We start from the raw sequence: 24,562 nt of genomic DNA, 5'->3' as shown, positions 1-24,562 counted from the left end.
GCTTTAGACCATTATAAGCTTCAGCGATTTTTACTGTTTTAGATACGATTAAGAACGAATTGATAGCAATTGAAGTTTAAGTTTTCAGACGGCCTCTTACATAAGTAAGAGGCCGTCTGAAAACTTATAAAAACTTACACCACTCCTTTTTTCTCCAAATAGCTTTCGTAATCGCCCAGATAGTGTTCGTAACCGCCTTTCCCGTCCAGTTCGATAATTTGGGTGGCCAGTGAAGATACAAATTGGCGGTCGTGCGATACGAAAATCAGCGTGCCTTTGTATTTTTCCAAAGCCATGTTTAAGGATTCGATGCTTTCCATATCCATGTGGTTGGTCGGTTCGTCCATAATCAACACGTTCGGTTTCAGCAGAATCAGCTTGCCGTAAAGCATGCGGCCTTTCTCTCCGCCGGAAAGTACCTGCACTTGTTTGACCACGTCGTTGCTGCCGAACAGCAAACGGCCGAGTGTGCCGCGGATAACCTGTTCGTCGTCGCCTTCCTGACCCCATTGGCGCATCCATTCGGTGAGGTTCATGTCGACATCGAAGTCGTTTTCGTGGTCTTGCGGATAGTAGCCAACGCTGGCTTTTTCCGCCCATTTGATGATACCGGCATCAGGTTGGACACCTTCGCTGTATTCGGGATTGAATGCGCCGGCCAACAATTTCAGCAAGGTGGATTTACCGGCACCGTTGGGGCCGATAATCGCCAAACGTTCTCCGGCTTCCAAAATAAAGCTCAGGTTTTTAAACAATTGGTTTTCAAAGCGTTTGCTCAAACCTTCCACTTCAACGGCTTGGCGGTGCAGCTTGGCTTTTTCGTCGGTTTCAAAGCGGATATACGGGTTTTGACGGGTAGACGGCTTCACTTCCACCATTTCGGCCTTGATCTTATCGGCTTGTTTCAAGCGGCTGGTGGCCTGGCGGGCTTTGGATTTGTTGGCCGAGAAACGTGCTACGAATTCTTGCAACTCTTGCAGTTTTTCTTTGGCTTTGGCGTTGTCGCGCATGGCGCGTTCGCGGGATTGTGCGGAAGCCAGCATGTAATCATCGTAGTTGCCGGGGTAGATGGTGATGCTGTTGTAGTCTACGTCGGCCATGTGGGTGCACACTTCGTTCAAAAAGTGGCGGTCGTGCGAGATGATGATCATGGTCGAGTCGTATTGGTTCAACACGCCTTCGAGCCAGCGGATAGTGTTGATGTCCAAGTTGTTGGTCGGCTCGTCGAGCAGCAATACGTCGGGTTTGGAGAATAAGGCTTGCGCCAACAATACGCGCAGTTTGAAGCCGGGAGCCACTTCGCTCATTTGGGCATTGTGCAATGATTCTTCGATTCCCACACCGCTCAACAGCTCGGCCGCGCGCGCTTCGGCGGTGTAACCGTCGTATTCGGCAAACTTGGCTTCCAATTCGGCGGCACGCATGTAGTCGTCTTCGGTGGCTTCGAGGTTGGCATAAATGGCATCGCGCTCGGTCATCGCCGCCCACATTTCGGTGTGCCCCATCATCACCACATCCAACACGCGCATGTCTTCGTAAGCGAATTGGTCTTGGCGCAATTTACCCAAACGCACACCGTTTTCGATGGCTACTTCGCCGCTGGTTGGCTCCAAATCGCCGCCGAGGATTTTCATGAAGGTGGATTTACCTGAACCGTTGGCACCAATCAGCCCGTAGCGGTTGCCTTCGCCGAATTTGACAGACACGTTTTCAAACAGCGGCTTCGCGCCGAACTGCATGGTTATGCCGTTGGTAGAAATCATTGATGTAAACCTTTTGCAAAATGAAATATTTAAAGCGCGAAATTATAGCATATTTTCGGATGAAACCATTGCTGCTTCATGTCGGGAATGAGGGGGATTTTCGAATAGCCGACGATAGCTTGAGGCCGTCTGAAAACATGTTTTTCAGACGGCCTCTTAGCCTATATCAGTAAACAATCAAGGCATAGAACCTTCATTTTGATAGAGCGTGAACAGTGATACGCCACGTTCGCGGATGTTTTTGCCGCCGGGTAAGTCTGTAAACTCTAGAATGGCCGCTGCTTCTACAATGGTGCCGCCGAGCTGACGAATCAAATCAATACCTGCCTGCATGGTTCCGCCGGTGGCGACTAAATCATCCACCAGCAACACGCGGGCGCCGGGGCGGACTGCATCGGTATGGATTTCCACCGTAGCTTCGCCGTATTCGAGGGCATAGCTTTGAGATACGGTTTCAAACGGCAGTTTGCCTTTTTTGCGGATAGGTACAAAGCCCACATTCAATTGATAAGCCAGTGCGGCTCCGATGATGAAACCGCGTGCATCCAAACCTGCCACTACGTCGATTTTTTGACCCATATAGCGGTAAACCAGCAAATCCACCAACAGGCGGAAATATTCGGGGCTTTGGAGTACAGGTGTAATATCGTGAAATAAAATGCCTTTTTTAGGCCAATCCGGTATTTTGCGGATTTTCGCAGCAAGTGCTTCTACGCCCATCACATCAGGATGAATCAACATAACATTACCCGTAAATATCAAATCTGTATCAATAGTTCAAAACAAAACGAGCTATTTTAACAAAAAGTCGCTTTTGTTTGTTGCTGTGCTGTGATTTTAAAGTGCGCGCGCAATAGATAGGCGGTTTTGCAAAGCCTTTGGGCGGTATGGCATAATAACTACTTAAATTTTTCATTTTCGGAACGACCATGCGCTCATCTTCCAAAGGCAATATTTTTATCATTTCCGCCGCATCCGGCACGGGAAAAACCACTTTGGTTTCGCGTTTAATCAATCATCACGACGACATTAAAGTTTCCATTTCCCACACGACCCGTCAACCGCGCGAAGGCGAAGAGCACGGCAAGCACTATTATTTTGTGGATGTGCCTAAATTCGAAACTTTAATCAGCGAGAGCGCATTTCTCGAATATGCAAAAGTATTCGACAATTATTACGGCACAAGTGTGGAAGGCGTGAATATCTTGCGCGAGCAAGGCTACGATGTGATTTTGGAAATCGACATTCAGGGCGCCGAACAAGTGCGCAGAGCTTGGCCGGGCGCGTGCAGTATTTTCATCCTTCCGCCTTCATTTCAAGTGTTGGCCCAGCGTTTGGTTGGCAGGGGAACAGACAGCCCGGAAGTGATCGCACATCGTTTAGGCAAGGCACGCAAAGAAATCGAGCAAGCGTATATGTTTGATTATGTAGTGGTAAATAACGATTTGGTTGAGGCCGAAGCCGATTTGCTGTCGATTATCAGAGCACACCGTTTGAAACAATCCTGCCAACACTTATTTATTGAAAATCTGTTGGAAAATTCTTAAAAAACAGCGACAATACAACATTATTATTTTTAAATCCGTTTCTAAAAGGAACCATTCAGAATGGCACGTATTACCGTAGAAGACTGCATCACTAAAATCCCAAACCACTTCGATTTGACCCTGACTGCCGCCCGTCGTGCGCGCCAGCTTGAAAACGGCAACGCCCCTTTGGTTGACGATATCCGCAACAACAAACCCACCGTTACCGCTTTGCGCGAAATTGCTGCCGGCGAAATCGGTGTGGAACTGCTCAAGCGCAACAAATAAAAGTAAAAAAACAAAAGGCCGTCTGAATGCAACAGCCTCTACCTACCGCCCCTTATGATCCGTTAACGGCAGAAGCGCGCGATTTATTGTTTCGCACCGCTTCGTATCTCAACGAGCAAGAGCAGCAGCAGCTTGAAAAAGCCTGTGCTTACGCCTTTCATGCCCATGACGGACAAACCCGCAAAAGCGGCGAACCTTATATTACCCATCCGATTGCCGTGGCGACCCAGCTGGCAATTTGGCACATGGATATACAGGGTTTGTGCGCGGGGGTGATGCACGATGTGTTGGAAGACACCGGTGTATCCAAAGTCGAAATGGCTGCCGAATTTGGCAACACCATTGCCGAAATGGTAGACGGCCTCTCCAAGTTGGAAAAACTCGAATACAACAGCCAAGCCGAGCATCAGGCGGAAAGCTTCCGCAAACTGATTCTCGCCATGACTAAAGATGTGCGCGTGATTGTCGTCAAATTGGCAGACCGCCTGCACAATATGCGCACCTTAGGTTCCATGCGCCCTGAAAAGCGCCGCCGTATCGCTCAAGAAACCCTTGAAATTTATGCTCAAATCGCCAACCGCATCGGTTTGAACAACGCCTATCAAGAGCTTCAGGACTTATCATTCCAAAACCTTCACCCGCGCCGTTATGAAACCCTGCAAAAAGCCATGAAAGCAAGCAGGAGAAACCGGCGCGATGTGGTCGGCAAAGTGTTGCGCGCGTTCAGCATGCGCTTGGTCGATGCCAATATCGAAGCCAAAATCAAAGGCCGCGAGAAAAACTTATACAGTATCCATCAAAAAATGCAGGCGAAAAATCTGCGTTTTGCCGATGTGATGGATATTTACGGCTTTCGCGTTATCGTCAACAGTATTCCGGCCTGCTATGCCGCGCTGGGTGCTTTGCACAGCCTCTATCAGCCCAAGCCGGGTCGGTTTAAAGACTATATCGCCATTCCCAAAAGCAACGGCTATCAAAGCCTGCACACCACATTGGTGGGCCCTTACGGTTTGCCGATAGAAGTGCAGATACGCACTCACGAAATGGATGCCGTGGCAGAAGGCGGCGTGGCCGGACATTGGATTTACAAATCAGGCGAAAGCACAGTCGATCAGGCGACCCTCCACACCAATCGCTGGTTGAAAAACATTTTGGATTTGCAGGCAGGCAGTTCCAATGCCATCGAATTTCTTGAGGCTGTTAAAGTCGATTTATTCCCCAACGAGGTTTATATCCTTACGCCGAAAGGCAAAATCCTTACCTTGCCGAAAGGTGCCACGCCTATCGACTTTGCTTATGCCGTGCATACCGATGTAGGCCACCACACCGTTGCCGCCCGCGTCAACAATACCATGATGCCGCTGCGTACCAAATTGAAAACCGGCGATTCTGTGGAGGTGATTACTTCCGAACAAGCCAAGCCCAATCCGGCATGGCTGAATTTTGCCGTTTCCAGCCGTGCGCGCAGCGCCATCCGCAATTACATCAAAAACATGAACCGCCAAGATGCGGTTACCTTGGGCGAAAGCCTGCTGCAAAAAGCCTTATCCAGCTTGTTGCCGCAAAACGTATTGCTTTCAGACGGCCTCAAAGAAAAGTACCTTTCCGATCTCAACCATAAACAAACCACTTTTGAAGACGTGTTGTACAGCGTGGGTATGGGGCATACTCTGCCGATTACCGTGGCCATGCACATTGCCGATTTGGCCGGCGAACACTTCGGCGGAGAAGTGCGCTTAAGCCCGATTAAAATCAACGGCAGCGAAACCGGAAGGGTACATCTCGCGCAATGTTGCCAACCTCTGCCCGGTGATGCCGTCCGTGCGGTTTTAATTAAAGATCAAGGTTTGGTTATCCACCGCGACACTTGTCCGAACGTGTTGAAAGTTGATCCCGAGCAGCAGCTCGACGCCGACTGGGAGAGCATTCCCGATCAGACTTTCCGTACGACGCTTATCGTGGGCGCGCGCGATACCCGCGGTTTGTTGGCCTTGATGGCTCAAGCCATTTCGTCTGCCGGCGCCGATATCGAATCGGTAGAAACGCCTCAAAAACAGCCGGGTACAGAAGGGTTTATCGAGTTTAAATTTTTCATTAAGGTTAGCGGTATCGACCAACTTAATGAAATCATCCGCGCCTTGCACGCGATTACCGACGTCCGCCGTGTGGTGAGGGTGTAGCGGGGATTTGTACTGCTTCATGCAGATGAATCGAATGTGATGAATAACGAAAGCCGTAGCATTTGGTTCTACGGCTTTTGCTTTGAGGGTGGGCAGTCTGCTGCTTGATCCGGGCTATGGTTCGGGCATTTTTAAATGAGGCCGTCTGAAATTATATTTTTCAGACGGCCTCAGTTTGCTTTGTCATGATTGAATATGGAACGATTGAGTAGGCTGTGAATAAGCAGTTGGTTTCGATATTTAACTGCTTCTCAATGAGCAGTTAATCGTCTTCGTCTCTACGGATTTGATGCAGGAAGCGTTTGGTTCGCTCGTGCTGAGGGTTTTCAAACAAAGTTTCCGGCGCGCCTTGCTCGACAATCACACCGCCGTCCATCACAACCACCAAATCGGCCACTTCCATGGCGAACTTGATTTCATGCGTTACCACAACCATTGTCCAGCCTTCTTTAGCCAGTTCTTTCATGGTGTTCAATACATCTTGCACCAGTTCGGGATCGAGTGCGGAGGTCGGTTCGTCGAACAGCATCAAATCCGGTTGGATAGCAAGTGCGCGGGCGATGCCGACACGCTGTTGCTGGCCGCCTGAAAGCTGGAAGGGGTACAAATCCACTTTATCGGCCAAGCCGACTTTGCCTAGCAATGCCAGCGCTTTTTGCCGCGCATCGGCAGATGAAACGCCTTGTACGGCGACGGGGCCTTCCATCACGTTTTCCAATGCGGTTTTGTGCGGGAACAGATTGTATTGTTGAAACACCATGCCTGATTTACGGCGCAGGGCAAGGATGTCTTTTTTGGAAGGGTGGGCGGCAAAATCAATGCGCAGCGGTTTTTCGCCGTCAAACTCGATGCTGCCTTGTTGCGGCATTTCCAAGGCGTTCAAGCAGCGCAGGAAGGTTGTTTTTCCTGAACCTGACGGGCCGAGAATCACCACTACGCTGCCTTTGGCTACGTCCAAATCAATGCCGTTCAAAATCGAATTGTTGCCGAAAGCTTTATGGATATTGCGGATTTTAATCATGGTTTATGCTCACTTGGCAACGTAGCGGTCAAGCCGTTTTTCCAGCTTGGCCTGTCCGATAAACAGGAAGAAACAGAACACCCAATAAACCAAACCGGCTTCGATATACACGGGTAAAAAGTCGTAGCTGGCATTGGCAATCTGCTGTGCCACGCGGAAAAGCTCGGTAATGGTTACGACGGAAGCCAGTGAAGTTTCTTTAAACAGGCTGATAAAGGTGTTGCTCAAAGGCGGTACGGAAACGCGGAACGCTTGCGGCATGATGATACGGCGGAAAGTCTGCATGTAAGTCATGCCGATGGAGAAACCTGCTTCCCATTGGCCTTTGGGCACCGATAAAATCGCCGCGCGTATGGTTTCGGAAGCATAGGCACCGATGTTCAGCGAAAAGCCGATTACTGCGGTCGGCAGCGGGTCAAGCGTGATGCCGATGGCGGGCAAGCCGTAAAACACCACCATCAACTGCACCAGCATCGGCGTGCCGCGGATGGCCGAAACATAAAACTTTACCAAGCCCAGCAGCACACGGTGCAATACGCCCGATACGGGGATCACGCGCACCAACGCAACGGCCAGCGCAATCAGAATGCCGAAAATAAAAGAAACGACGGCAAGCGGAATCGAATATAAGAATCCCGCTTTTACCATCGGCCAAAATGCGTTTATGACCAAAGCCGCACGGGCCTCGGTCATAAACGGCAACGCACTTAAAAGATCACTTAACACTTACATCTACGCCAAAGAATTGTTCGCCTAATTTTTTCAGCGTGCCGTCCGCACGAAGTTCTTCAACCGCGCCGCTGATTTTTGCCAAGGCTTCATCGTTGTTTTTGTTGACAATAAATCCCGCACCTAATTTTTCTTCCGCAGGGGCAGTCCATGCGGTTTTCAAGCCGGAATTCGGGTTTTTCTTGAGATAGTCAAGCAGGGCGAGGGAATCGTTAAACGTGAAATCGGCACGTTTTTGCTGTACCAACGCCAAAGCCTGCGCCATGCCGTCGACCGGAATGATTTTGGCTTCTGCTTTTTGCGCCATTTCGCCGTAGTTGCTGCTTAAAGTTTGCGCGGCAGACAGGCCTTTCACGTCCGCCAGCGTTTTGATGCGGTTGTCGTCTTTGCGGTCAACCGCCATCGGGCCGGAATAGCTGTATTCGGCGGATTTGTCGAAAGTGGCGCGGCGTTCGGGTGTGGTCAGGCTCACTTGGTTGGCCACGATATCGAAACGTTCCGCTTTCAAGCCGGCCAGCATCGCATCCCACTGGGTTTCTTTGAAATCCACTTTAACGCCCAATTTTTCAGCTACGGCGCGGGTAACTTCCACATCGTAACCGGTCAATTTGCCGCTTTCGTCATGATAAGTGAAGGGAGCATAAGTACCTTCGGTGCCTACGGTGATCGTGCCTTTGTTGTTGATGCGCTCCAGCAGCGAACCTGCAACTTGGGTTTCAGGAGCGGAAGAAGCCGGGGCGGACGCCGTTCCGGCAGAAGAACCGCCGCCGTTGCCGCAAGCGGCCAACACAAAAGCAGCCATGCCGCCGAGTACGAATTTTTTCAACATAATCACTCCAGTAAAGCGTCGATAAAGAAGCGCGCATTGTACGATAATCAAAAACACAATACAAAGAACGCTTGCTTCTATTCTTTATAATCGAAAAGTATAAGGCCGTCTGAAAATACGTTTTCAGACGGCCTGCCGATATTACTTGCCTGCCAACACATTCAAAATAAAGCGTAAATCGTTCGCACCGATCTGCCCGGGTGCGGAAGCGGTTCCCGCCGAGCCGAAAGTCATTGCCGAGCCGAAGGTTTCGCCCGCCAAGCGGCTTACCACGCCCAGTTTGCCCATCGCCATCGTTACCAGCGGCTGCCGCGCATATTGGTTGAACATGGTTTGCGTAGCATCGAGCAACACCAGCACGTCGGCGGCGGATTGCGGCATCACGGCGATTTTGCAGATGTCCGCGCCCCAATCCTGCATGGTTTTCAGACGGCCTATGATCTCTTCTTTCGGCGGCGTTTTATCGAAATCGTGGTTGCACAGCAAGGCCGCCACGCCGTTGGCTTTGGCCAGTGCAACGGTTTCTTTCACTTCGGCTTCGCCCGCAAACAGTTCTATATCGATGATGTCGGTCAGGCCGGAGCGTATGGCCGTCTGAACCAGCGAAAAATAAACCTCCGGCGGCACGGGGTACTCGCCGCCTTCTTCGGCGCGGCGGAAGGTAAACAGTAGCGGCGTATCCGGCAGGGTGGCACGCACTTCGCGCAGGCGTTCCACGATATAGCCGCTATCGGCCGCACGTTCGAGAAAGTCCGCACGGAATTCCACCACATCAAAAGCCAAGCCCTGCAAGCCTGCCAAAGCGGTTTGCAGGCCGTCTGAATCTTTTGCCACCAGCGGTACGCAGATTTTCGGGCTGCCTGCGCCCAGCACGGTGTTTTTGATTTTCACGGTATTCATCGAGGCGGATTCCTTTAAAAAACGGTCGGCGTATTGTACGGGATTTCAGACGGCCTGAAAGCCTGCGGTTTGAGGCCGTCTGAAAAACACGGCCGCTCTTTTCAGACGGCCAATTTGTCGGCAAACTCGTCCGCCGCCCGCACCAAACCTTTGGCCACTTCGCCTTCAAACGAGGCATGGCCGCCCTGCACAATCCGCAAATCGGCCTCGGGAAACGCCTGCTTCAGCTCCCACGCGCTTTTCATCGGCGTGCAGATGTCGTAACGCCCCTGCACGATCACGGTGGGTATATGGCGGATTTTGCCTACATTCGCCAGCAACGCTTTTTCGTTATCCAGCCAACAGCCGTTGACGAAATAATGGTTTTCGATGCGCGAAATCGCCAACGCCTGTTCCGCATCTTCTTCCACCGGTTTCGGGTCGAACTGCACCAGCCAGCTTTCCCATTCCGCCCATGTTTTCGCCGCCCGCAGAGCCTGTTCGCGGTCTTGGCCGAACAGCATTTCATGATAAGCCTGCACGATTGCGCCGCGCTTTTCTTCGGCCACGGGGGCGAGGTAATGCTGCCACTGTTCGGGATAAATGTGTTCCGCGCCGCCTTGCTCGTTCAGCCAGCGGATTTCACTTTGCCGCCCCAAGAATATGCCGCGCAAAATCAAGCCGCGCACACGGTTCGGATGGGTTTGCGCGTAAGCCAGCGAAAGCGTGCTGCCCCAAGAGCCGCCGAATACCAGCCAACTGTGTATGCCGAGCATTTCGCGCACTTTTTCGATGTCGGCCACCAAATCCCAAGTGGTGTTTTCATAGGTTTCGGCATACGGCAGCGAACGCCCGCAGCCGCGCTGGTCGATAATCACCACGCGGTATTTGTCGGGGTTGAAAAAGCCGCGCGCTTTCGGCGACGCGCCCGCCCCCGGCCCGCCGTGCAGAAAAATCACCGGAATGCCGTGCGGATTGCCGGATTCTTCCCAATAAATTTGATGGATGGCGGATACTTTCAACAGGCCGCTTTTGTAAGGCTCTTGAATCGGGTACATAGGATGCTCCTTGTTTGGCTGAATCGTTCGGTGGGTGGGTAACGATTTTCAGACGGCCTGAAACAGTTACCGCGGTAGGGCAATATTTATACAACTTAACTTTGTGATGCCGTCTGAATACATAAAGCTTGATTATGATATGCGGGTTTTGTGAAGATTCGGAGTGTCGCATGAAATTTTTCAGCCCCGCTATGTTTGCTGCTTTGGCAGTCGGTTTCCATACTTTGCCCGCTTGGGCGTTGTCGCCGCAGAAATTGGTGCAGGATGCGCGTTGGCAAATCGGTAAAACAGTATCTTACGATCCCGCCTACACGCGGCTCAACTATCCGATGGGCGATGTGCCGCTGCATAAAGGCGTATGTACGGATGTGGTAATCCGTGCTTTGCGCAAGCAGGGATGGGATTTGCAGCAGATGATTCATGAGGATATGTCGAAAAACTTTTCCGTATATCCGAAAAAATGGGGGCTGACCGCAACCGACCGCAACATCGACCACCGCCGCGTGCCGAATATCGCCACTTATTTTGACCGCAAAGGCTACCGCGTCCGTGCCGGCGCTTATCAGGCGGGCGATGTGGTAACTTGGGACTTAGGCAAAGGCTTAACGCACATCGGTATTGTGTCTGACAGAAGTATACGCGGCACCCCGCTGATTATCCATAACATCGGCCGCGGCACGAGAGAAGAGGATATTCTTTACCGCTACAAAATTACAGGGCATTACCGCTTGCCCAGATAAGTAGTGTTACGGGATTTTTAGCATGCTTGTGGATGAAGCATGAATCCGGTGTGAGGGATAAGTTAATTTAAAAGCCGAAGAGGCCGTCTGAAAATCATTTTCAGACGGCCTCTTGTTGATTTACAGCCGAATTTATTCCATATGATTGTTAATATCTGTTTTGTTTTTATGTTTTTTATAAAAATCAAAACCTTTTATTTAATTTTCGATAGTTATTTAAAAAGATTGTTTATTGTAAATCAAATAAGGGGCAAGCATATTCCAGCAAAGGAGTATTGATGCTATTCTGCTTCCAGTTGCTTCCCGACCAACCTCGTTAAAATCGTGAAAAGAAAAGGAGAAACCAATATGAAAATGAGTCTGTTGGCCGTTCTGGCTATGTCTTCAGTATTGGCTGCATGTGCAGGTAGCGGCAAAGGCAAATTGCCTTCAACCGATACGGTAAGCTGCAAAGCCGTGAGCAAGCAGGAAATAGCGGCATTGTTTGACCGGTGGAACAACTCGCTGAAAACAGGTGATCCCAAGCAAGTGGTGGCTAACTATGCGCCCGGTTCAATCCTGTTGCCGACGGTTTCCAACAAACCACGTTTAACGCCGGAAGAGAAAGAAGATTACTTCACCCATTTCTTATCGCACAAACCCGTAGGCTCGATTGACATGAGCCATATCCAGCTCGGATGTAACTTGGCGATGGATAATGGTTTGTACACATTTACTTATGCAGACGGCACCAAACATTCAGGCCGTTATACATTCACTTACGGTTGGGACGGCAACGCGTGGCTGATTTCTTCCCACCACTCTTCGCTGATGCCTGAAAAACCGGGCAAAAGCAAACATTAATCGTTTGTAGATAATGTTTAAATCGAAAGGCCGTCTGAAAATTTCAGACGGCCTTTCTAGTTTAGTTAAGCCTTAGGTAAGGCGGTCGAGCTTAGGCTTCCGGTTTTTTACGCCACAAAACCAAAAGTTTGCCGATGTGTTGCACAAGCTGTGCATTTACCGCTTGGCACAAAGCTTCGCATATTTCAATCCGCTCTGCACGGTCGTCACCCAAAACGCGCACTTTGATTAACTCGTGTGCGGTCAGCGCCGCGTCGGTTTCCTTAATCACAGAATCGGTCAGGCCGTGTTGTCCTATCATTACAACAGGATTCAAATGATGGGCGCGCGCTTTAAGCTCTAAAATCTCGCGTGTGGTTAATTTGTCGGTCATTTTCTTGAAATTCTTAAAACAATATAAACGCAGTATTTTACGCGAAACTGCATGGTTAAGGGGAAAATAACGTACAATAGCGCTCTTTATTTGCAGTGATCTGTTATGTCTGTCCGCTCAAAATCTTCCAAAGCATGGCTCAACGAGCATGTAAACGACCATTATGTCCATATGGCGCAAAAAGACGGCTATCGGGCAAGAGCAGCTTATAAGCTTTTGGAAATCAATGAAAAAGACAAATTAATCCGCCCGGGTACGGTGTTGGCCGATTTAGGCAGCGCGCCGGGAAGCTGGTCGCAGGTTGCCGCGGGGCTGGTTGGCGAAAAAGGGCAGGTGTTTGCTCTCGATATCTTGCCGATGGATGCCATTGAGGGCGTCTCTTTTATTCAAGGTGATTTTAGAGAAGACAGCGTGCTGGCCGAGTTTGAAGCCTTGCTGAACAAGCGCCCTTTAGACCTTGTAATTTCAGATATGGCACCCAATATGTCGGGAAATGCAGTAACAGATCAGGCACGCAGTTATTATTTGTGTGAACTGGCTTTGGATTTTGCCGCCAACCATTTGAAACCGGGCGGAAATTTTTTAGTGAAAGTATTTCAGGGCGCCGGTTACCAAGAATATATGGCGGCCATGCGCGAAGTATTTGCCTCCGTGCAAACACGCAAACCGCAAGCTTCGCGCAATCGTTCCAGTGAGATTTATTTATTAGGCAAAAATAAACGCTGACAATGCAGATAGCCTGATTTAAAATCCGTTTTTGTCTTTTACCCTTGTATGGAGCCTGTTTCAGTGGGGAATATTTTTAAGAATGTTTTAGTTTGGCTGGTGTTAGGTGTTGCCTTAATGGCCGCTTTCAATGCCCTTAACGACAAACAGGAAAGCAAACAGCAAATCGAATACTCGCAATTTATCGAGCAAGTCAATAAAGGCGAAGTAGCCAACGTTAATATTGAAGGCTCGGGTTTGAGCGGTTATTTGATTAAAGGTGAACGTACCGACAAATCCCGTTTCTTTACCAATGCACCTTTGGATGACAACCTGGTTAAAACGCTGCTGGACAAGCAAGTGCGTGTAAAAGTCATTCCCGAAGAAAAACCGAGTATGCTGACCAGCCTGTTTTTCAGCTTGCTGCCGGTGATGCTGCTGATCGGTGCATGGTTTTATTTCATGCGGATGCAATCCGGCGGCGGTGGTAAAGGCGGTGCTTTTTCATTTGGCAAAAGCCGTGCCAAATTGCTGGATAAAGATACCAATAAAGTCACTTTCGCCGATGTAGCGGGTTGCGACGAAGCCAAAGAAGAAGTTCAAGAGATTGTGGACTATTTGAGAGCACCCAACCGCTATCAAAGTTTGGGTGGTCGTGTGCCGCGCGGTATCTTGTTGGCAGGCAGTCCCGGTACCGGTAAAACTTTGTTGGCCAAAGCCATTGCCGGTGAAGCACAAGTGCCGTTTTTCAGCATTTCAGGTTCCGACTTCGTAGAAATGTTTGTCGGCGTAGGTGCCAGCCGTGTCCGTGATATGTTTGAGCAGGCCAAGAAAAATGCCCCTTGTATCATCTTTATCGATGAAATTGATGCCGTAGGCCGCCAACGTGGAGCAGGTTTGGGCGGTGGTAACGACGAGCGTGAACAAACCTTGAACCAATTGCTGGTTGAAATGGATGGTTTCGAAAGCAATCAAACTGTAATTGTGATTGCGGCTACCAACCGCCCTGATGTGCTTGATCCGGCATTGCAACGCCCGGGACGTTTCGACCGCCAAGTGGTAGTGCCCCTGCCCGATATCCGTGGTCGCGAGCAGATTTTGAAAGTACATGCGAAAAAAGTGCCTTTGGACGAATCGGTAGATTTGGTTTCTTTGGCGCGCGGTACGCCGGGCTTCTCAGGTGCCGATTTGGCCAACTTGGTTAATGAAGCAGCTTTGTTTGCCGGACGTCGCAATAAAATCAAGGTTGATCAAAGCGACTTTGAAGATGCCAAAGACAAAATCTATATGGGGCCCGAGCGCCGCTCGATGGTGATGCACGAAGATGAAAAACGTGCGACTGCCTATCATGAAGCTGGTCATGCTATTGTGGCTGAAAGTTTGGACTTTACCGATCCGGTTCACAAAGTAACCATCATGCCGCGCGGCCGTGCTTTGGGTTTGACTTGGCAATTGCCTGAGCGTGACCGTATCAGCATGTATAAAGACCAAATGTTGAGCCAGATTTCCATTTTGTACGGCGGTCGGATTGCGGAAGATATTTTTGTAGGCCGCATTTCCACCGGCGCTTCCAACGACTTTGAACGTGCAACCCAAATTGCCCGTGAGATGGTAACGCGTTTCGGTATGAGCGATAAAATGGGTGCGATGGTTTATGCCGAGAACGAAGGCGAAGTATTCTTAGGCCGTTCTATTACCCGTTCGCAGCACATTTCCGAAAAAACCCAGCAGGAAGTAGATGCCGAAGTGCGCCGTATTTTGGATGAGCAATATGCCGTGGCTTATAAAATCTTGGACGAAAACCGCGATAAGATGGAAACCATGTGCAAAGCATTGATGGAATGGGAAACCATCGACCGCGACCAAGTGCTTGAAATCATGGAAGGCAAGCAACCCAGTCCGCCTAAAGATTACAGCCATAATGTGCGCAAAGAAGAAGAGTTGATTGTGGTGGATAATGCTTTGGATGCTCAGGAAGAATCTTCGGTAAAAGAAGTTCCTGCTTCTGCGGAAGTTGAAGCGCAACAAGCTCCTTCGCGAGAACAACCGGAAGCCAATCAGCCGCAAAATGAAAATAAACTTTAATTTTCCCAATAGCAGCCTTCGGGCTGCTATTTTTTATGTGCTTTTTTCTTGCATACAAGAAACAAGCTAAAAGCCGCAATGTTTGGTATTTAAATCAAGTAAATCATGCCGACAAAAGCATGGGGATTTTTCGATTGGATGGAATTTATAAAAATATTGTTGTGGAATTTTATTTAGCGCTTGCCAAAGCGTTTTTATTTTTGTATATTTGTATTCAAATGAATACAAAAATTTTTAATTGAATATGAACGCAAGCAACAGAATTCCTCTTAGTGTCAGAATTTCTCAGGAAGATGCTGATTTTATTGCCGGTTTGAATTTGGAGGGGGCGAATACGCCTTCTGAGAAAATCCGTGAAATATTGAAGCAGGCGCGTTTGATGAATGCGCAACAGCGGGATTACGGTGCGGCATTGAATCAGGCCGAGCAGTTTTTTCAGACGGCCAAGCATGAAGTGCTGCATGCGGAAAAGCAGTTGGGAGTGCATTCGCCTATTTTGGCAAGGGTGTTTGAATTGTTGCCGGATTTGAGCGCCACTCTGGCATCGGATCTGCCGGAAGAAGCAGATTTGGATAGCTTGAAAAAATATGAGCAGGAAATTATGCGGCGTGTAGTGCGCTTGGCAGACAGCATTTTGCAGCTTGCGGTCACGGGCAGGGGCGCAGCTTATGATGATGCGGTTTTGGCTGAGTTGGAAAATACTTTAAGGCTGGCACGGATTGTGTGGCAGCGCTATGAAGATGAGGCCGTCTGAAAACGGTAATGATGGTTTTGCGGTTTATTTAAATCCATACATCGGAAAGGAATTGAGATGAGTGAAACGTTAGCACGCAGAGTAGGGCGTTTGGTAAGCGGTGGTTTCCACGCTATTGTTGATGCAGCAGAAAATTTAGCGCCGGAAGCGATAATGAATGAAAGCATTCGTGAAATTGAACGTGCCGTAGATGAAGTACGCGCAGAGTTGGGCAAAGTATTGGCTCAAAAACATTTGGCGGCGAAGAAAATGGCAGATGAAAGCAACCGTCATGAAGCTTTGAGTGCCAGTCTGCAAGCGGCGGTGGATGCCGGACGTGATGATCTGGCCGAGGCGGGAATTGCCGAACAGATGGATATTGAAGCCCGCTTGCCTGTGTTGGAAAACACCATAGCCGATTGTGCGGCGCAAGAAAAGGAATTGGAAGGTTTTATCGCTGCATTGCAAGCCAAAAAACGTGAAATGCAGCAGCAATTGCAGGAATGGCGTGCGGCGCAGCAGAGTAGTGCTTCAAGCTCATCAAATGCTGGTGGGAGTGATTTAAACCGAGTTGCCCGTGATGCTGAAAAAAGCAGCAATGCTTTTGACCGCATTATGAACCGCCAAAATGCCGTACACAGCAGTACGGATGCTGCGCAATTGGCAAAGCTGAAAGAACTTGAAGATTTAAGCCGCCAAAACCGCATTGCAGAACGGCTGGCGGTATTGAAAGCCCGGCAAAAATAAACCGAACAGCTGTAAGGTTGGGGAATGCAGCAGAATCCTTATCAAGCGCCGAAGATAAACAAAAAATGGTTGGCGTTGGCTTTGTTTTTGCTTGTGTTGAGTGTGATTGGATTGATTGTTGATCAACAAAATACTGAAAACACCCAACACGAAGCGATCGCGCATGTTAAACCTTCTTTAAGTGAGAAGAGGCCGTCTGAAAAAGCCGTGCCGACACAGGAAGTCCAAATTGCCGCTGATTTACCCAAGCCGGAAGCTCCGCCTTCTGTTGAAGTTATGCCGCAAGGGGAGGCGGAACAATGGTATGCGCAGGCTCGAGGTTATATGCATTCGGGCGACTGGAAGGAGGCCGTGCCGTGGCTAGAGAAGGCGGCAGAAGCCGGGCACTGGAAGGCGCAAAACAATCTCGGTGTTGCTTATATGGAAGGTCGCGGCATTGCTAAAGACGAGCAGCTTGGATGTATGTGGATTGAGCGTGCCGCCAAAAACAGCTTAGACGATAAGGTGTTGGAGAACCTCAGTATGTGCAGTATTGAGGCGTCTCGCCCGATTGACGCGGAAACGATGGACTTGTTCAAAAAGAAGACAGAAGAAGGCGCATTAAACGACGAGTTTGCTTTGGCGAAAATGTATTTGCATGGACACAGCGAAGCCAAAGATGCTGCGAAAGGGCTGTATTGGTTGGGCAAGGCAGCGATAAACGGGCATAAACATGCGCTGGTTGCTTTGTCTGATTGCTTTTCCCTGCGCAGGTGCAGCCAACAATATTACGATCCGGCAATCGCTTATGCCCTGTTGGTAAGGGCAAACCAAAGCATCAGCAGCGATTTGTCTTGGTGGGGCCGTCTGAAAATAAAATGGGCAGAACGCCGTATGTGGAGCAATTTGAGCAGCAGCGACCAGAAATATGCCGAAGAATATCTGCAAGAGTGGACTGAATGGGATGATGCGGCAATGGTTAAGTACATGATGGCCGAAGCCGGTTTGGCTTCCGGCAACGAAAAGTAATATAAGATTTTTTGTTTACATCATGTTTTATTAGTGGTTTTTGTAGTTTAATGGCATAATTTGCTGTTTTCAAAGGTGCCGTTGCAGCGTGAGTTGATGGGTAAAAGGCATGTCTGTCATCCAAACGAACTAAAGCGAGCACGACTAGACAACCATCAACGAAGCATTTGACACAGTTTTTTCAGACGGCCTCTCGGGTCTCAGTAAAATTTGAGGCCGTCTGAACACTAAGAAGGAAACAAAATGTGGAATCTGATTAACGCACCGCAGACTGAAATTTTCGGTATTGCGATTATGCTGATGCTGTTGCTCGGCGTGGCCGAAATCGTTTCGCTGTTGATGGGTGGCGTAAATGATTGGATAGACAATTTGTTGCCCGATAGTTTGACTGAAACCGCTCACGCCGAAGTGGGTTTGGACGTAGCCGACCCGGGTTTGTTTATCCGTTTTTTAAGCTGGCTGTATGTGGGTAAAGTGCCGCTGCTGATGCTGATGGTGGTGTTTCTCGCCGTATTCGGTACGCTGGGCTATTTGTTTCAGACGGCCTTCAACAGCATTGCCGGGTTTTATCTTAACGGCTGGTTGGCTGCGGCAGGAGTATGGTTTCTCAGCTTGCCGGTCGTGCGTGTGGTTGCGGCAGGTTTGTATAAAGTTATGCCCAAAGATGAAACCACGGCTATCGAGCAAAGCAGCTTGGTAGGAAGAGTGGGCGTGGTGGTGCTGGGAGAAGCGAAGCAGGGCAGCCCTGCGCAGGTAAGGGTGAAAGACGGCCACGGCCAGCAGCATTATGTGATGGCAGAACCCGATTCAGACGGCCTGATTTTGAAACAGGGAGAAGCAGTGTTGCTGGTGTCGGCAGAAGGCACGGTATTCAAGGCCATCGCCAATCCGAGCGGAAGTTTGGTCGATTAAAGCAAAACATATGCTCACTTTAAATAAATGCAGTTCGATTTAAGCAGAAGCGGTATTGCTTAACAAAATTTCGGTAGTTTCATTCAATCATTTTTTATAGATAAAACATCAAAAAGGAAAAACACTATGGGTTTGATTACGATTGCCAGCATCGCCGGTATTATTCTGGTCGCACTGATTATCCTCGGCCTGATTCTTACCCGTCTTTACCGCAGAGCGAGCAAAGAAGTTTCGTTTGTCCGCACCGGTTTCGGCGGCGAAAAGGTAATTATGAACGGCGGTGCGATGGTGTTGCCGGTATTGCATGAAATCATTCCGGTGAACATGAATACCCTGCGTTTGGAAGTCCGCCGTGCCGCCGAGCAGGCTTTGATTACGCGTGACCGTATGCGTGTCGACGTCATGGCCGAGTTTTATGTGCGCGTGAAACCCAGCGCCGAAAGCATCGCCACTGCCGCTCAAACATTGGGTATGAAAACCATGTCGCCCGAGCAGTTGAAAGAATTGGTTGAAGGTAAATTTGTTGACGCCTTGCGTGCCGTTGCAGCGGAAATGGCCATGGAGGAGCTGCATGAAAAGCGCGTGGATTTCGTTCAGAAAGTGCAGCAAGTTGTTTCCGAAGATTTATTTAAAAACGGTTTGGAGTTGGAAACCGTATCGCTGACCGGCTTAGACCAAACCAGTTTCGAGTTTTTCAATCCGCAAAACGCGTTTGACGCCGAAGGTTTGACCCGCTTGACCGAAACCATCGAAGTGCGCCGTAAAAAACGTAACGACATCGAGCAAGATACCGATTTGGCCATCAAAACCAAAAATCTCGAAGCAGAACGCACCCGCCTGAACATCTTGCGCGAAGAAGAATACGCGAAACTTGAGCAAGAACGCGAAATCGCCGTGCGCCGTGCCGAGCAAGAAGCCAGCATTGCCGAACAGGAAGCACAGAAAAAACGTGAAGCCGAAGAAGCCCAAATTGCCGCTGCCCGCGAAGTCGATTTGAAACGCATCAGCGCCGAGCGCGACATTAAAAACGAAGACATCCGCAAAGCACAGGCTATCGAGCAGGCCGAAGTGGAACGCCGCAAAGCGATTGAGTTGGCAGAGCAAGACCGCGCCATTGCCGTAGCCGAAAAATCCCGTGCCGAATCCGAAGCCAAAGCAGAAGCCGACAAAGCCCGTGCCGCTGCCGTACGCGAAGAAGAAAGCGTGGTTACCGTGCGCGAAACCGAGCGCGCCGAGCGTGCCAAAGCCGTTGAATTGATTGCGGCACAAGAAGCAGCGCAGAAAGATGCCATCGCATTAACGGTTGCCGCAGATGCAGAGAAACAGGCCGCGCAAGACCGCGCTGAAGCCGTGCGTATTGCAGCCGAGGCGGAAGCCGAGAAACAACGTCTGCAAGCAAAAGGTGAGGCAGATGCCAAAATGCTGCTGGCTCAAGCGCAAGAGCAGCAATATAAAGTGGATGCGGAAGGTACGCGTGCTGTGAACGAAGCCGCCAATGTATTGAGTGTAGAACAGGTAGAAATGCAAGTGCGCTTGGCCTTGCTGAAACACCTGCCCGATATCATCCGCGAATCCGTGCGCCCGATGGAAAACATCGACGACATTAAGATTCTGCAAGTGAACGGTTTGGGCGGATTCGGCACCAGCTCTGCCGGAGCGGAAGTTTCAGACGGCCAAAATGCACAAGCAAGCCTGTCTGATCAATTGGTAAACAGTGCGTTACGCTACCGCAGCCAAGCGCCTTTGGTTGATAATCTGATGAAAGAATTGGGTTTGAACGGAGGCGATATCAACGGCCTTACTCAGGTGTTGGATAAAAATATAACGCATAAACCTCAATAAATAGGCTAAGCAAAGCATTCAGGCCGTCTGAAAAAGTTTTCAGACGGCCTGATGTATATGGCGCTCCAAGATAGTTGTGCGCATTTTTATATAGTTTTTGTGCCTGCGCTTTAACCGACTTTCAGCGCAGACTTGGATTACGCAGAAACAGATAAGCAAATAACCAAGCAAAAGGCGCCGACCTTAAAAATTCACGAGCTGTTTTTTCAACGCCATGCTGTTGGCAACCATATTGCCGCAGTTTGCAATATCAAGTTCGGTTTCAGCAATCAAGAGATTAACAGGGCGGCCTGCATGCAGGCTCATGCGGATTTCTGCGGGAATGAAAGGTAAGTGGCGGGAAGCGGCAAAAGCGCGTGCACGCTGGTTGGCGAGCTTCAACATGGGCAGCAAGGTGATGTCGAGATGGAAACGTCTTACACCCAATACGATAATACGGGCGGCAAACCAATCGGCCTCTTCGGTAAAAACATCGGGGCTGCGGCCGGTGAAATCGTGTCGCATGGCGGCAATCAGCGTGGCTACGGTGCGGATTTGCGGCAAAAGTGCTTCACTGATTTGGATGCCGCCGGTTGGCATGGCTGCCGGGGCGCACAAGTCGGGGCGGTGGATATTGCCGTTCACAATCAAATGTACGCTTTGCAAAACGGCGGTTTCGGTTTCAATCGGTAAAGTGGCGGTTTTCATGATTATCTGCTCCTGTGGTGTCGGGTGCTACAGGCGGCAACACAATAAAAAGGCCGCCTGAAAAATCGGGCGGCTTCTGTTTCGCGTTTGCTTGGTTTATCTGTGTTTCAGACAAGCGCAAAAGAGTACCGCACGTTTGTGTGGTACCAGTAATAATAAGCAAAGGGGCGAATGTTTAATGTGTTCATGGCGGTCAATGTAAATCAGGGCGTTGAAAATTGTCAACGTTTATTTGGTTTTTTTGCTCTTTTGTTTTTTATCTTTTTGAAATAGTTGGATTTAATTTTCTTCTCCCCATTTGTTCATTAAGCGGTGGGGAATGCGCAGCTGGTCGAGAATGCGCGCGACCACGAAATCAATCAGATCGTTTAGTGCGCTGGGGTGGTGATAAAAACCCGGCGACGGCGGCAGGATAACGGCACCGAGCTGCGAAAGTTTGAGCAGGTTTTCCAAGTGCAGGGCAGAAAGCGGTGTTTCCCGTGGAACGATAATCAGTGGCCGGCGTTCTTTGATGCAAACGTCTGCGGCACGTTCGATCAGATGATCGGAGGTTCCATGTGAGATTGCGGCCACCACGCCCATGCTGGCCGGGCAGACAATCATGGCATCGGCAGGGTTGGTGCCTGAAGCGGGCGGGGCGAACCATTCGTCTTTGCCGAATACGCGCAGTTGGGCGGGCGATACTTGATACCGTTCGCACAAAAACGCTTGGCATTCGGAAGGCGATGCGGGCAGAGTGAGGTTCATTTCTTGGCGGGCAACAATTTGCGCGGCTTGAGAATATAAAAGCCACACGGTTTTGCCGCTTTGCAGCAGGCATTCGAGCAGACGGATACCGTAGGGCATGCCCGATGCGCCGGTAAAGGCGAGGGTAACGGTGTTTATCGGATGTTGGGGTGTATTCATGGTATGTGAAGCAGAGAGTGTTATTTTCAGACGGCCTGTGTGTTAAGGAACAGCAATAGGTAATCGGTTTAAAAAGCTTTAGATTTCCCTGCTGCGTTCGATTTCCACGCCGACTTCCCGCACATCGGGCAGAATGCCCGGTTTAACAATGCGAACGCGCACCCAAACGGCACCGAAATCGGACAATATCAGCCCGGCAACGTGTTCGGCTAAGGCTTCGAGCAGTAAAAATTGTTGGTTTTTCAAGCTGCTGCGCACGGCTTCGCATACGTCGGCATAATGGACGGTATCGTTGATGTTGTCGTCGGCCGCCGATTTTTCAGGGACGCCGATAACCAAGTCAAGTACCAAAGTCTGCTTTTGCTTGCGTTCCCAATCATAAAGCCCGATCAGGGTTTCGGCTTTCATGCCGTGTAAAAAGATTTTATCCATTTTGTGTTACGCCGTTTTCACGTTAAAATCACGGCTCCATTCTAAAACAAAAGTTTTTGCAATGTTCAATTTCTTGATGATTACTTCCGGCTATCTGATAGGTTCGCTGTCGTTTGCCGTGATTGTATCCAAATTTTACGGCATGGATGATCCGCGCACTTACGGCTCGGGTAACCCCGGAGCAACCAATGTTTTACGCAGCGGTAAAAAGAAAGCCGCAGCGCTGACACTGCTGGGCGACGCGCTCAAAGGTCTGGCAGCTGTGCTGCTGGCGCGTTATCTGCAAGAACCGTTGGCCTTGGATAATGCAACCATTGCGCTGGTAGGCGTGGCGGCATTAGTGGGGCATATGTGGCCGCTGTTTTTCCGCTTTAAGGGCGGCAAGGGTGTGGCCACGGCTTTGGGCGTGCTGCTGGCTTTGTCGTGGCCGACTGCGCTGGTGTGTGCGCTGATTTGGCTGGTGATGGCGTTCGGATTTAAAGTGTCGTCGCTGGCGGCTTTGGTTGCCACTGTACTCAGCCCGATTTTGGCTTTCTTCTTCATGCCCTATGATTCGTGGGTTTGGTCAACCGTGGCGATTGCCTTGCTGGTGCTGTACCGCCATAAGAGCAATATCCAAAACTTGATGAGCGGTAAAGAAGGAAAAATCGGAGAAAAAGTAGAAAAATCCGATTCTGAACAATAACGGAAAGCAGCCTCGGCTGCTTTTTTGATTTGGTTTGAAGGAATGATGTGATGTGGAATTTTTCAGACGGCCTGAAAAAATGTGCGGCCATATCTCTAGTTTGTTTGTTGTCTTCTTGTGCTTTGGTGCAATACCGGCCTTTGCAAACCATTGATCAGATTGATGTCAACAAAGGCTACCGCTTGGAGAAAGCCTTAAGCCGGCGTGCGGAAGACGATACGTTTGTGGTGTTGATTTTTTCGGGCGGCGGTACGCGTGCGGCGGCTTTGGGCTACGGCGTGCTGGAAGAGCTGAAAAAGCAGCAGGTTAATATCGGCGGCAAGCAGAAAAGCCTGCTGGACAATGTGGATATGGTGTACGGCGTATCGGGCGGCTCGGTATTGGCTGCTTATTTTTCGATGCACGGAGCCGAAACAGTGCCTGCTTTCGAGCGTCGGTTTTTAAAGCAGAATTTCCAACGCCAGTTTACCAAGCAGTTGTTTTCGCTGGCCAATGTGCCGCGGTTGACCTCGCCGGAATACGGCAGGGGAGATTTGTTGCAGGAGCAGTTTGAAAACACGCTATTCCGCGATGCGACTTTCGGCGATTTGGATAGAAACAGAAAAGGCCCGTTTGCCGTGATTTCTGCGACCGATATGGCGGCTGGCAGCCGCTTGGATTTCACGCAGGAATATTTCGATATGATGTGTCTGGATTTGTCGCAACTGCGGATTGCGCGGGCGGTGGCGGCTTCCAGTGCCGTGCCGTTGGTATTCAGTCCGATTACGCTGAACAATAACGGCGGCAAGTGCGGTTATGCCGTGCCCGAAGAAGTGCGGAAAGCGGCGGCCGAGAGCAGCAAAGGTTTGCAACGCCAAACCCAACGCGAGTTTGTACAAAGCTATCTGCAATACAACGACAGCACCAAACGCCCCTACATTCATCTGCTCGACGGCGGCCTGACCGACAATCTCGGCCTGCGCGGCTTGCTGGATGTGGCCGATGCCCGCTCCAGCAGCATGTTGCAGCGGCAATTGGCCGACGAGCGTATCCGCCGCATTGTGATTATCAATGTGAACGCGCAAAACAAAATCAGCAGCAGCATCGACCAATCGGCGGCTGTGCCGGGTTTGGCGGATGTGGTGAGCGCGATTATCGACATTCCGATAGACAAATATTCGCAAGAATCGCTGCGCCGCTTCCGCGCATTTGCCGACCAATGGAACGAAAGCACCCGCACGGGTCGCAACCGCAACCAAACCGGCATGTATTTTGTGAGCCTCAACCTGCGCGAGCTGCCCGAGTCGCAGTTGCGTAAAAACGTGTTGAACATTCCCACAACCTTTTATCTGCCGCCGAACGATATCAATGATTTGAAATCCGCCGCGCGTGCTTTGTTGCAGCAATCGACCGAATACAAACGGCTGTTGGCGGATTTGTCGGTAGAGCCTGTTGTGGGCACGGAGCCGGTGCTCAACAAGCCCGTTTGGTTTGTCGGCGAAGGGCCGCAGTTGCCGCAGTCGGAGGCGCCGGCAGGGTATGATCTTGAGTCGCTGCGTACACCGTAATTTTGATGTTTGAAGATATGCGGAGGCGTTTGTATTCCGTTTGA

The 24,562-nt window shown here is 50.0% G+C and carries 25 protein-coding genes; 14 read left to right on the top strand and 11 right to left on the bottom strand.

Translation table 11 applies throughout. From position 1 onward, the window contains the following. Window positions 1-134: 134 nt before the first annotated feature. Both LVJ85_RS09335 and LVJ85_RS09330 read right to left on the bottom strand, forming a co-directional pair. A complete protein-coding gene (locus tag LVJ85_RS09335; protein ID WP_244739184.1) occupies window positions 135-1,763 on the bottom strand; it encodes an ABC-F family ATPase in 1,629 nt (542 codons plus the stop codon). Between the two features lie 177 nt (window positions 1,764-1,940). Further along, a complete protein-coding gene (locus tag LVJ85_RS09330) occupies window positions 1,941-2,504 on the bottom strand; it encodes an adenine phosphoribosyltransferase (protein WP_085363665.1) in 564 nt (187 codons plus the stop codon). Window positions 2,505-2,692: 188 nt separating this feature from the next. Between LVJ85_RS09330 and gmk the strand changes: the two genes are divergently transcribed. Genes gmk through LVJ85_RS09315 form a run of 3 tightly spaced genes read left to right on the top strand, consistent with a single transcriptional unit; the run spans window position 2,693 to window position 5,757 of the window. Continuing rightward, a complete protein-coding gene (gene gmk / locus LVJ85_RS09325; protein ID WP_115133060.1) occupies window positions 2,693-3,310 on the top strand; it encodes a guanylate kinase in 618 nt (205 codons plus the stop codon). A gap of 60 nt (window positions 3,311-3,370) precedes the next feature. Next, on the top strand, window positions 3,371-3,577 hold the full coding sequence (rpoZ, locus tag LVJ85_RS09320; protein WP_085363663.1) for a DNA-directed RNA polymerase subunit omega: 207 nt from the start codon (window positions 3,371-3,373) through the stop codon (window positions 3,575-3,577). 26 nt (window positions 3,578-3,603) lie between these two features. Further along, a complete protein-coding gene (locus LVJ85_RS09315; protein WP_085363662.1) occupies window positions 3,604-5,757 on the top strand; it encodes a bifunctional (p)ppGpp synthetase/guanosine-3',5'-bis(diphosphate) 3'-pyrophosphohydrolase in 2,154 nt (717 codons plus the stop codon). Between the two features lie 262 nt (window positions 5,758-6,019). Here LVJ85_RS09315 and LVJ85_RS09310 read toward each other — a convergent pair whose 3' ends face one another. The 5 genes from LVJ85_RS09310 to pip all read right to left on the bottom strand — a co-directional run bounded on the left by LVJ85_RS09310 (window position 6,020) and on the right by pip (window position 10,273). Next, complete coding sequence (locus LVJ85_RS09310) at window positions 6,020-6,778, bottom strand: amino acid ABC transporter ATP-binding protein (protein WP_244739182.1); 759 nt, start codon at window positions 6,776-6,778, stop codon at window positions 6,020-6,022. A 9-nt stretch (window positions 6,779-6,787) separates the two neighbouring features. Beyond that, on the bottom strand, window positions 6,788-7,471 hold the full coding sequence (locus LVJ85_RS09305) for an amino acid ABC transporter permease (RefSeq protein ID WP_181792150.1): 684 nt from the start codon (window positions 7,469-7,471) through the stop codon (window positions 6,788-6,790). 22 nt (window positions 7,472-7,493) lie between these two features. Then, entirely contained in the window at window positions 7,494-8,336 is an 843-nt protein-coding gene (locus LVJ85_RS09300; RefSeq protein ID WP_115133063.1) for an amino acid ABC transporter substrate-binding protein, read from the bottom strand. A 141-nt stretch (window positions 8,337-8,477) separates the two neighbouring features. Beyond that, on the bottom strand, window positions 8,478-9,236 hold the full coding sequence (gene aroD, locus LVJ85_RS09295) for a type I 3-dehydroquinate dehydratase (protein WP_244739181.1): 759 nt from the start codon (window positions 9,234-9,236) through the stop codon (window positions 8,478-8,480). Window positions 9,237-9,337: 101 nt separating this feature from the next. Next, complete coding sequence (gene pip, locus LVJ85_RS09290; RefSeq protein WP_244739173.1) at window positions 9,338-10,273, bottom strand: prolyl aminopeptidase; 936 nt, start codon at window positions 10,271-10,273, stop codon at window positions 9,338-9,340. Between the two features lie 191 nt (window positions 10,274-10,464). Between pip and LVJ85_RS09285 the strand changes: the two genes are divergently transcribed. Continuing rightward, window positions 10,465-11,013: a DUF1287 domain-containing protein gene (locus tag LVJ85_RS09285; RefSeq protein WP_244743149.1), complete on the top strand. Its 549-nt coding sequence runs from the start codon at window positions 10,465-10,467 to the stop codon at window positions 11,011-11,013. Window positions 11,014-11,361: 348 nt separating this feature from the next. After that, a complete protein-coding gene (locus LVJ85_RS09280) occupies window positions 11,362-11,856 on the top strand; it encodes a DUF4440 domain-containing protein (RefSeq protein WP_244739171.1) in 495 nt (164 codons plus the stop codon). Window positions 11,857-11,947: 91 nt separating this feature from the next. On the opposite strand, the gene yhbY is transcribed toward LVJ85_RS09280, so the two are convergent. Beyond that, window positions 11,948-12,229 carry a ribosome assembly RNA-binding protein YhbY gene (gene yhbY / locus LVJ85_RS09275; RefSeq protein WP_244739169.1) on the bottom strand — a complete coding sequence of 94 codons (282 nt, stop codon included), beginning with the start codon at window positions 12,227-12,229 and terminating at the stop codon, window positions 11,948-11,950. Between the two features lie 105 nt (window positions 12,230-12,334). On the opposite strand from yhbY, the gene LVJ85_RS09270 reads away from it, so the two are divergent. The 7 genes from LVJ85_RS09270 (at window position 12,335) to LVJ85_RS09240 (ending at window position 20,261) form a co-directional block, all read left to right on the top strand. Next, window positions 12,335-12,955, top strand: a complete 621-nt coding sequence (locus LVJ85_RS09270; RefSeq protein ID WP_085363653.1) for an RlmE family RNA methyltransferase — start codon at window positions 12,335-12,337, stop codon at window positions 12,953-12,955. A 63-nt stretch (window positions 12,956-13,018) separates the two neighbouring features. Next, window positions 13,019-15,019, top strand: a complete 2,001-nt coding sequence (ftsH, locus tag LVJ85_RS09265) for an ATP-dependent zinc metalloprotease FtsH (protein ID WP_244739154.1) — start codon at window positions 13,019-13,021, stop codon at window positions 15,017-15,019. 244 nt (window positions 15,020-15,263) lie between these two features. Beyond that, on the top strand, window positions 15,264-15,773 hold the full coding sequence (locus tag LVJ85_RS09260) for a hypothetical protein (RefSeq protein WP_115133068.1): 510 nt from the start codon (window positions 15,264-15,266) through the stop codon (window positions 15,771-15,773). Between the two features lie 57 nt (window positions 15,774-15,830). Continuing rightward, window positions 15,831-16,499 carry a PspA/IM30 family protein gene (locus LVJ85_RS09255; protein ID WP_244739146.1) on the top strand — a complete coding sequence of 223 codons (669 nt, stop codon included), beginning with the start codon at window positions 15,831-15,833 and terminating at the stop codon, window positions 16,497-16,499. Between the two features lie 24 nt (window positions 16,500-16,523). Beyond that, the gene (locus tag LVJ85_RS09250; protein ID WP_244739137.1) at window positions 16,524-17,507 is read left to right on the top strand and encodes a tetratricopeptide repeat protein; all 984 of its coding nucleotides are present in this window, start codon (window positions 16,524-16,526) and stop codon (window positions 17,505-17,507) included. A 243-nt stretch (window positions 17,508-17,750) separates the two neighbouring features. Then, window positions 17,751-18,419, top strand: coding sequence for a YqiJ family protein (locus LVJ85_RS09245; protein ID WP_244739135.1), 669 nt, complete (start codon window positions 17,751-17,753; stop codon window positions 18,417-18,419). A 126-nt stretch (window positions 18,420-18,545) separates the two neighbouring features. Beyond that, window positions 18,546-20,261, top strand: a complete 1,716-nt coding sequence (locus LVJ85_RS09240; RefSeq protein WP_244739127.1) for a flotillin family protein — start codon at window positions 18,546-18,548, stop codon at window positions 20,259-20,261. 183 nt (window positions 20,262-20,444) lie between these two features. Here LVJ85_RS09240 and LVJ85_RS09235 read toward each other — a convergent pair whose 3' ends face one another. The 3 genes from LVJ85_RS09235 to folB all read right to left on the bottom strand — a co-directional run bounded on the left by LVJ85_RS09235 (window position 20,445) and on the right by folB (window position 22,286). Beyond that, complete coding sequence (locus LVJ85_RS09235; RefSeq protein ID WP_244739125.1) at window positions 20,445-20,948, bottom strand: hypothetical protein; 504 nt, start codon at window positions 20,946-20,948, stop codon at window positions 20,445-20,447. A gap of 279 nt (window positions 20,949-21,227) precedes the next feature. Continuing rightward, on the bottom strand, window positions 21,228-21,854 hold the full coding sequence (locus LVJ85_RS09230; RefSeq protein WP_244739123.1) for a flavin prenyltransferase UbiX: 627 nt from the start codon (window positions 21,852-21,854) through the stop codon (window positions 21,228-21,230). A gap of 78 nt (window positions 21,855-21,932) precedes the next feature. Then, window positions 21,933-22,286: a dihydroneopterin aldolase gene (gene folB / locus LVJ85_RS09225; protein ID WP_085363644.1), complete on the bottom strand. Its 354-nt coding sequence runs from the start codon at window positions 22,284-22,286 to the stop codon at window positions 21,933-21,935. Window positions 22,287-22,347: 61 nt separating this feature from the next. On the opposite strand from folB, the gene plsY reads away from it, so the two are divergent. Beyond that, window positions 22,348-22,971: a glycerol-3-phosphate 1-O-acyltransferase PlsY gene (plsY, locus tag LVJ85_RS09220; RefSeq protein ID WP_085363643.1), complete on the top strand. Its 624-nt coding sequence runs from the start codon at window positions 22,348-22,350 to the stop codon at window positions 22,969-22,971. Between the two features lie 50 nt (window positions 22,972-23,021). Beyond that, a complete protein-coding gene (locus LVJ85_RS09215; protein WP_244739121.1) occupies window positions 23,022-24,518 on the top strand; it encodes a patatin-like phospholipase family protein in 1,497 nt (498 codons plus the stop codon). Window positions 24,519-24,562 lie beyond the last annotated feature (44 nt).

The sequence above is a fragment of the Neisseria sp. Dent CA1/247 genome, from assembly GCF_022870825.1.
Taxonomy (GTDB): domain Bacteria; phylum Pseudomonadota; class Gammaproteobacteria; order Burkholderiales; family Neisseriaceae; genus Neisseria; species Neisseria zoodegmatis.
This window is presented reverse-complemented; position numbering and strand designations above follow the sequence as displayed.

Coding starts and splice junctions, on each gene's coding strand:
- LVJ85_RS09215 (WP_244739121.1), top strand. CDS start 23,022: ATGTGGAATTTTTCAGACGGCCTGAAAAAATGTGCGGCCATATCTCTA.
- LVJ85_RS09280 (WP_244739171.1), top strand. CDS start 11,362: ATGAAAATGAGTCTGTTGGCCGTTCTGGCTATGTCTTCAGTATTGGCT.
- LVJ85_RS09330 (WP_085363665.1), bottom strand. CDS start 2,504: ATGTTGATTCATCCTGATGTGATGGGCGTAGAAGCACTTGCTGCGAAA.
- pip (WP_244739173.1), bottom strand. CDS start 10,273: ATGTACCCGATTCAAGAGCCTTACAAAAGCGGCCTGTTGAAAGTATCC.
- folB (WP_085363644.1), bottom strand. CDS start 22,286: ATGGATAAAATCTTTTTACACGGCATGAAAGCCGAAACCCTGATCGGG.
- LVJ85_RS09305 (WP_181792150.1), bottom strand. CDS start 7,471: ATGACCGAGGCCCGTGCGGCTTTGGTCATAAACGCATTTTGGCCGATG.
- plsY (WP_085363643.1), top strand. CDS start 22,348: ATGTTCAATTTCTTGATGATTACTTCCGGCTATCTGATAGGTTCGCTG.
- LVJ85_RS09230 (WP_244739123.1), bottom strand. CDS start 21,854: ATGAATACACCCCAACATCCGATAAACACCGTTACCCTCGCCTTTACC.
- LVJ85_RS09300 (WP_115133063.1), bottom strand. CDS start 8,336: ATGTTGAAAAAATTCGTACTCGGCGGCATGGCTGCTTTTGTGTTGGCC.
- LVJ85_RS09335 (WP_244739184.1), bottom strand. CDS start 1,763: ATGATTTCTACCAACGGCATAACCATGCAGTTCGGCGCGAAGCCGCTG.
- LVJ85_RS09310 (WP_244739182.1), bottom strand. CDS start 6,778: ATGATTAAAATCCGCAATATCCATAAAGCTTTCGGCAACAATTCGATT.
- gmk (WP_115133060.1), top strand. CDS start 2,693: ATGCGCTCATCTTCCAAAGGCAATATTTTTATCATTTCCGCCGCATCC.
- LVJ85_RS09260 (WP_115133068.1), top strand. CDS start 15,264: ATGAACGCAAGCAACAGAATTCCTCTTAGTGTCAGAATTTCTCAGGAA.
- yhbY (WP_244739169.1), bottom strand. CDS start 12,229: ATGACCGACAAATTAACCACACGCGAGATTTTAGAGCTTAAAGCGCGC.
- aroD (WP_244739181.1), bottom strand. CDS start 9,236: ATGAATACCGTGAAAATCAAAAACACCGTGCTGGGCGCAGGCAGCCCG.
- LVJ85_RS09240 (WP_244739127.1), top strand. CDS start 18,546: ATGGGTTTGATTACGATTGCCAGCATCGCCGGTATTATTCTGGTCGCA.
- LVJ85_RS09245 (WP_244739135.1), top strand. CDS start 17,751: ATGTGGAATCTGATTAACGCACCGCAGACTGAAATTTTCGGTATTGCG.
- LVJ85_RS09285 (WP_244743149.1), top strand. CDS start 10,465: ATGTTTGCTGCTTTGGCAGTCGGTTTCCATACTTTGCCCGCTTGGGCG.
- LVJ85_RS09255 (WP_244739146.1), top strand. CDS start 15,831: ATGAGTGAAACGTTAGCACGCAGAGTAGGGCGTTTGGTAAGCGGTGGT.
- LVJ85_RS09315 (WP_085363662.1), top strand. CDS start 3,604: ATGCAACAGCCTCTACCTACCGCCCCTTATGATCCGTTAACGGCAGAA.
- LVJ85_RS09250 (WP_244739137.1), top strand. CDS start 16,524: ATGCAGCAGAATCCTTATCAAGCGCCGAAGATAAACAAAAAATGGTTG.
- LVJ85_RS09235 (WP_244739125.1), bottom strand. CDS start 20,948: ATGAAAACCGCCACTTTACCGATTGAAACCGAAACCGCCGTTTTGCAA.
- LVJ85_RS09270 (WP_085363653.1), top strand. CDS start 12,335: ATGTCTGTCCGCTCAAAATCTTCCAAAGCATGGCTCAACGAGCATGTA.
- rpoZ (WP_085363663.1), top strand. CDS start 3,371: ATGGCACGTATTACCGTAGAAGACTGCATCACTAAAATCCCAAACCAC.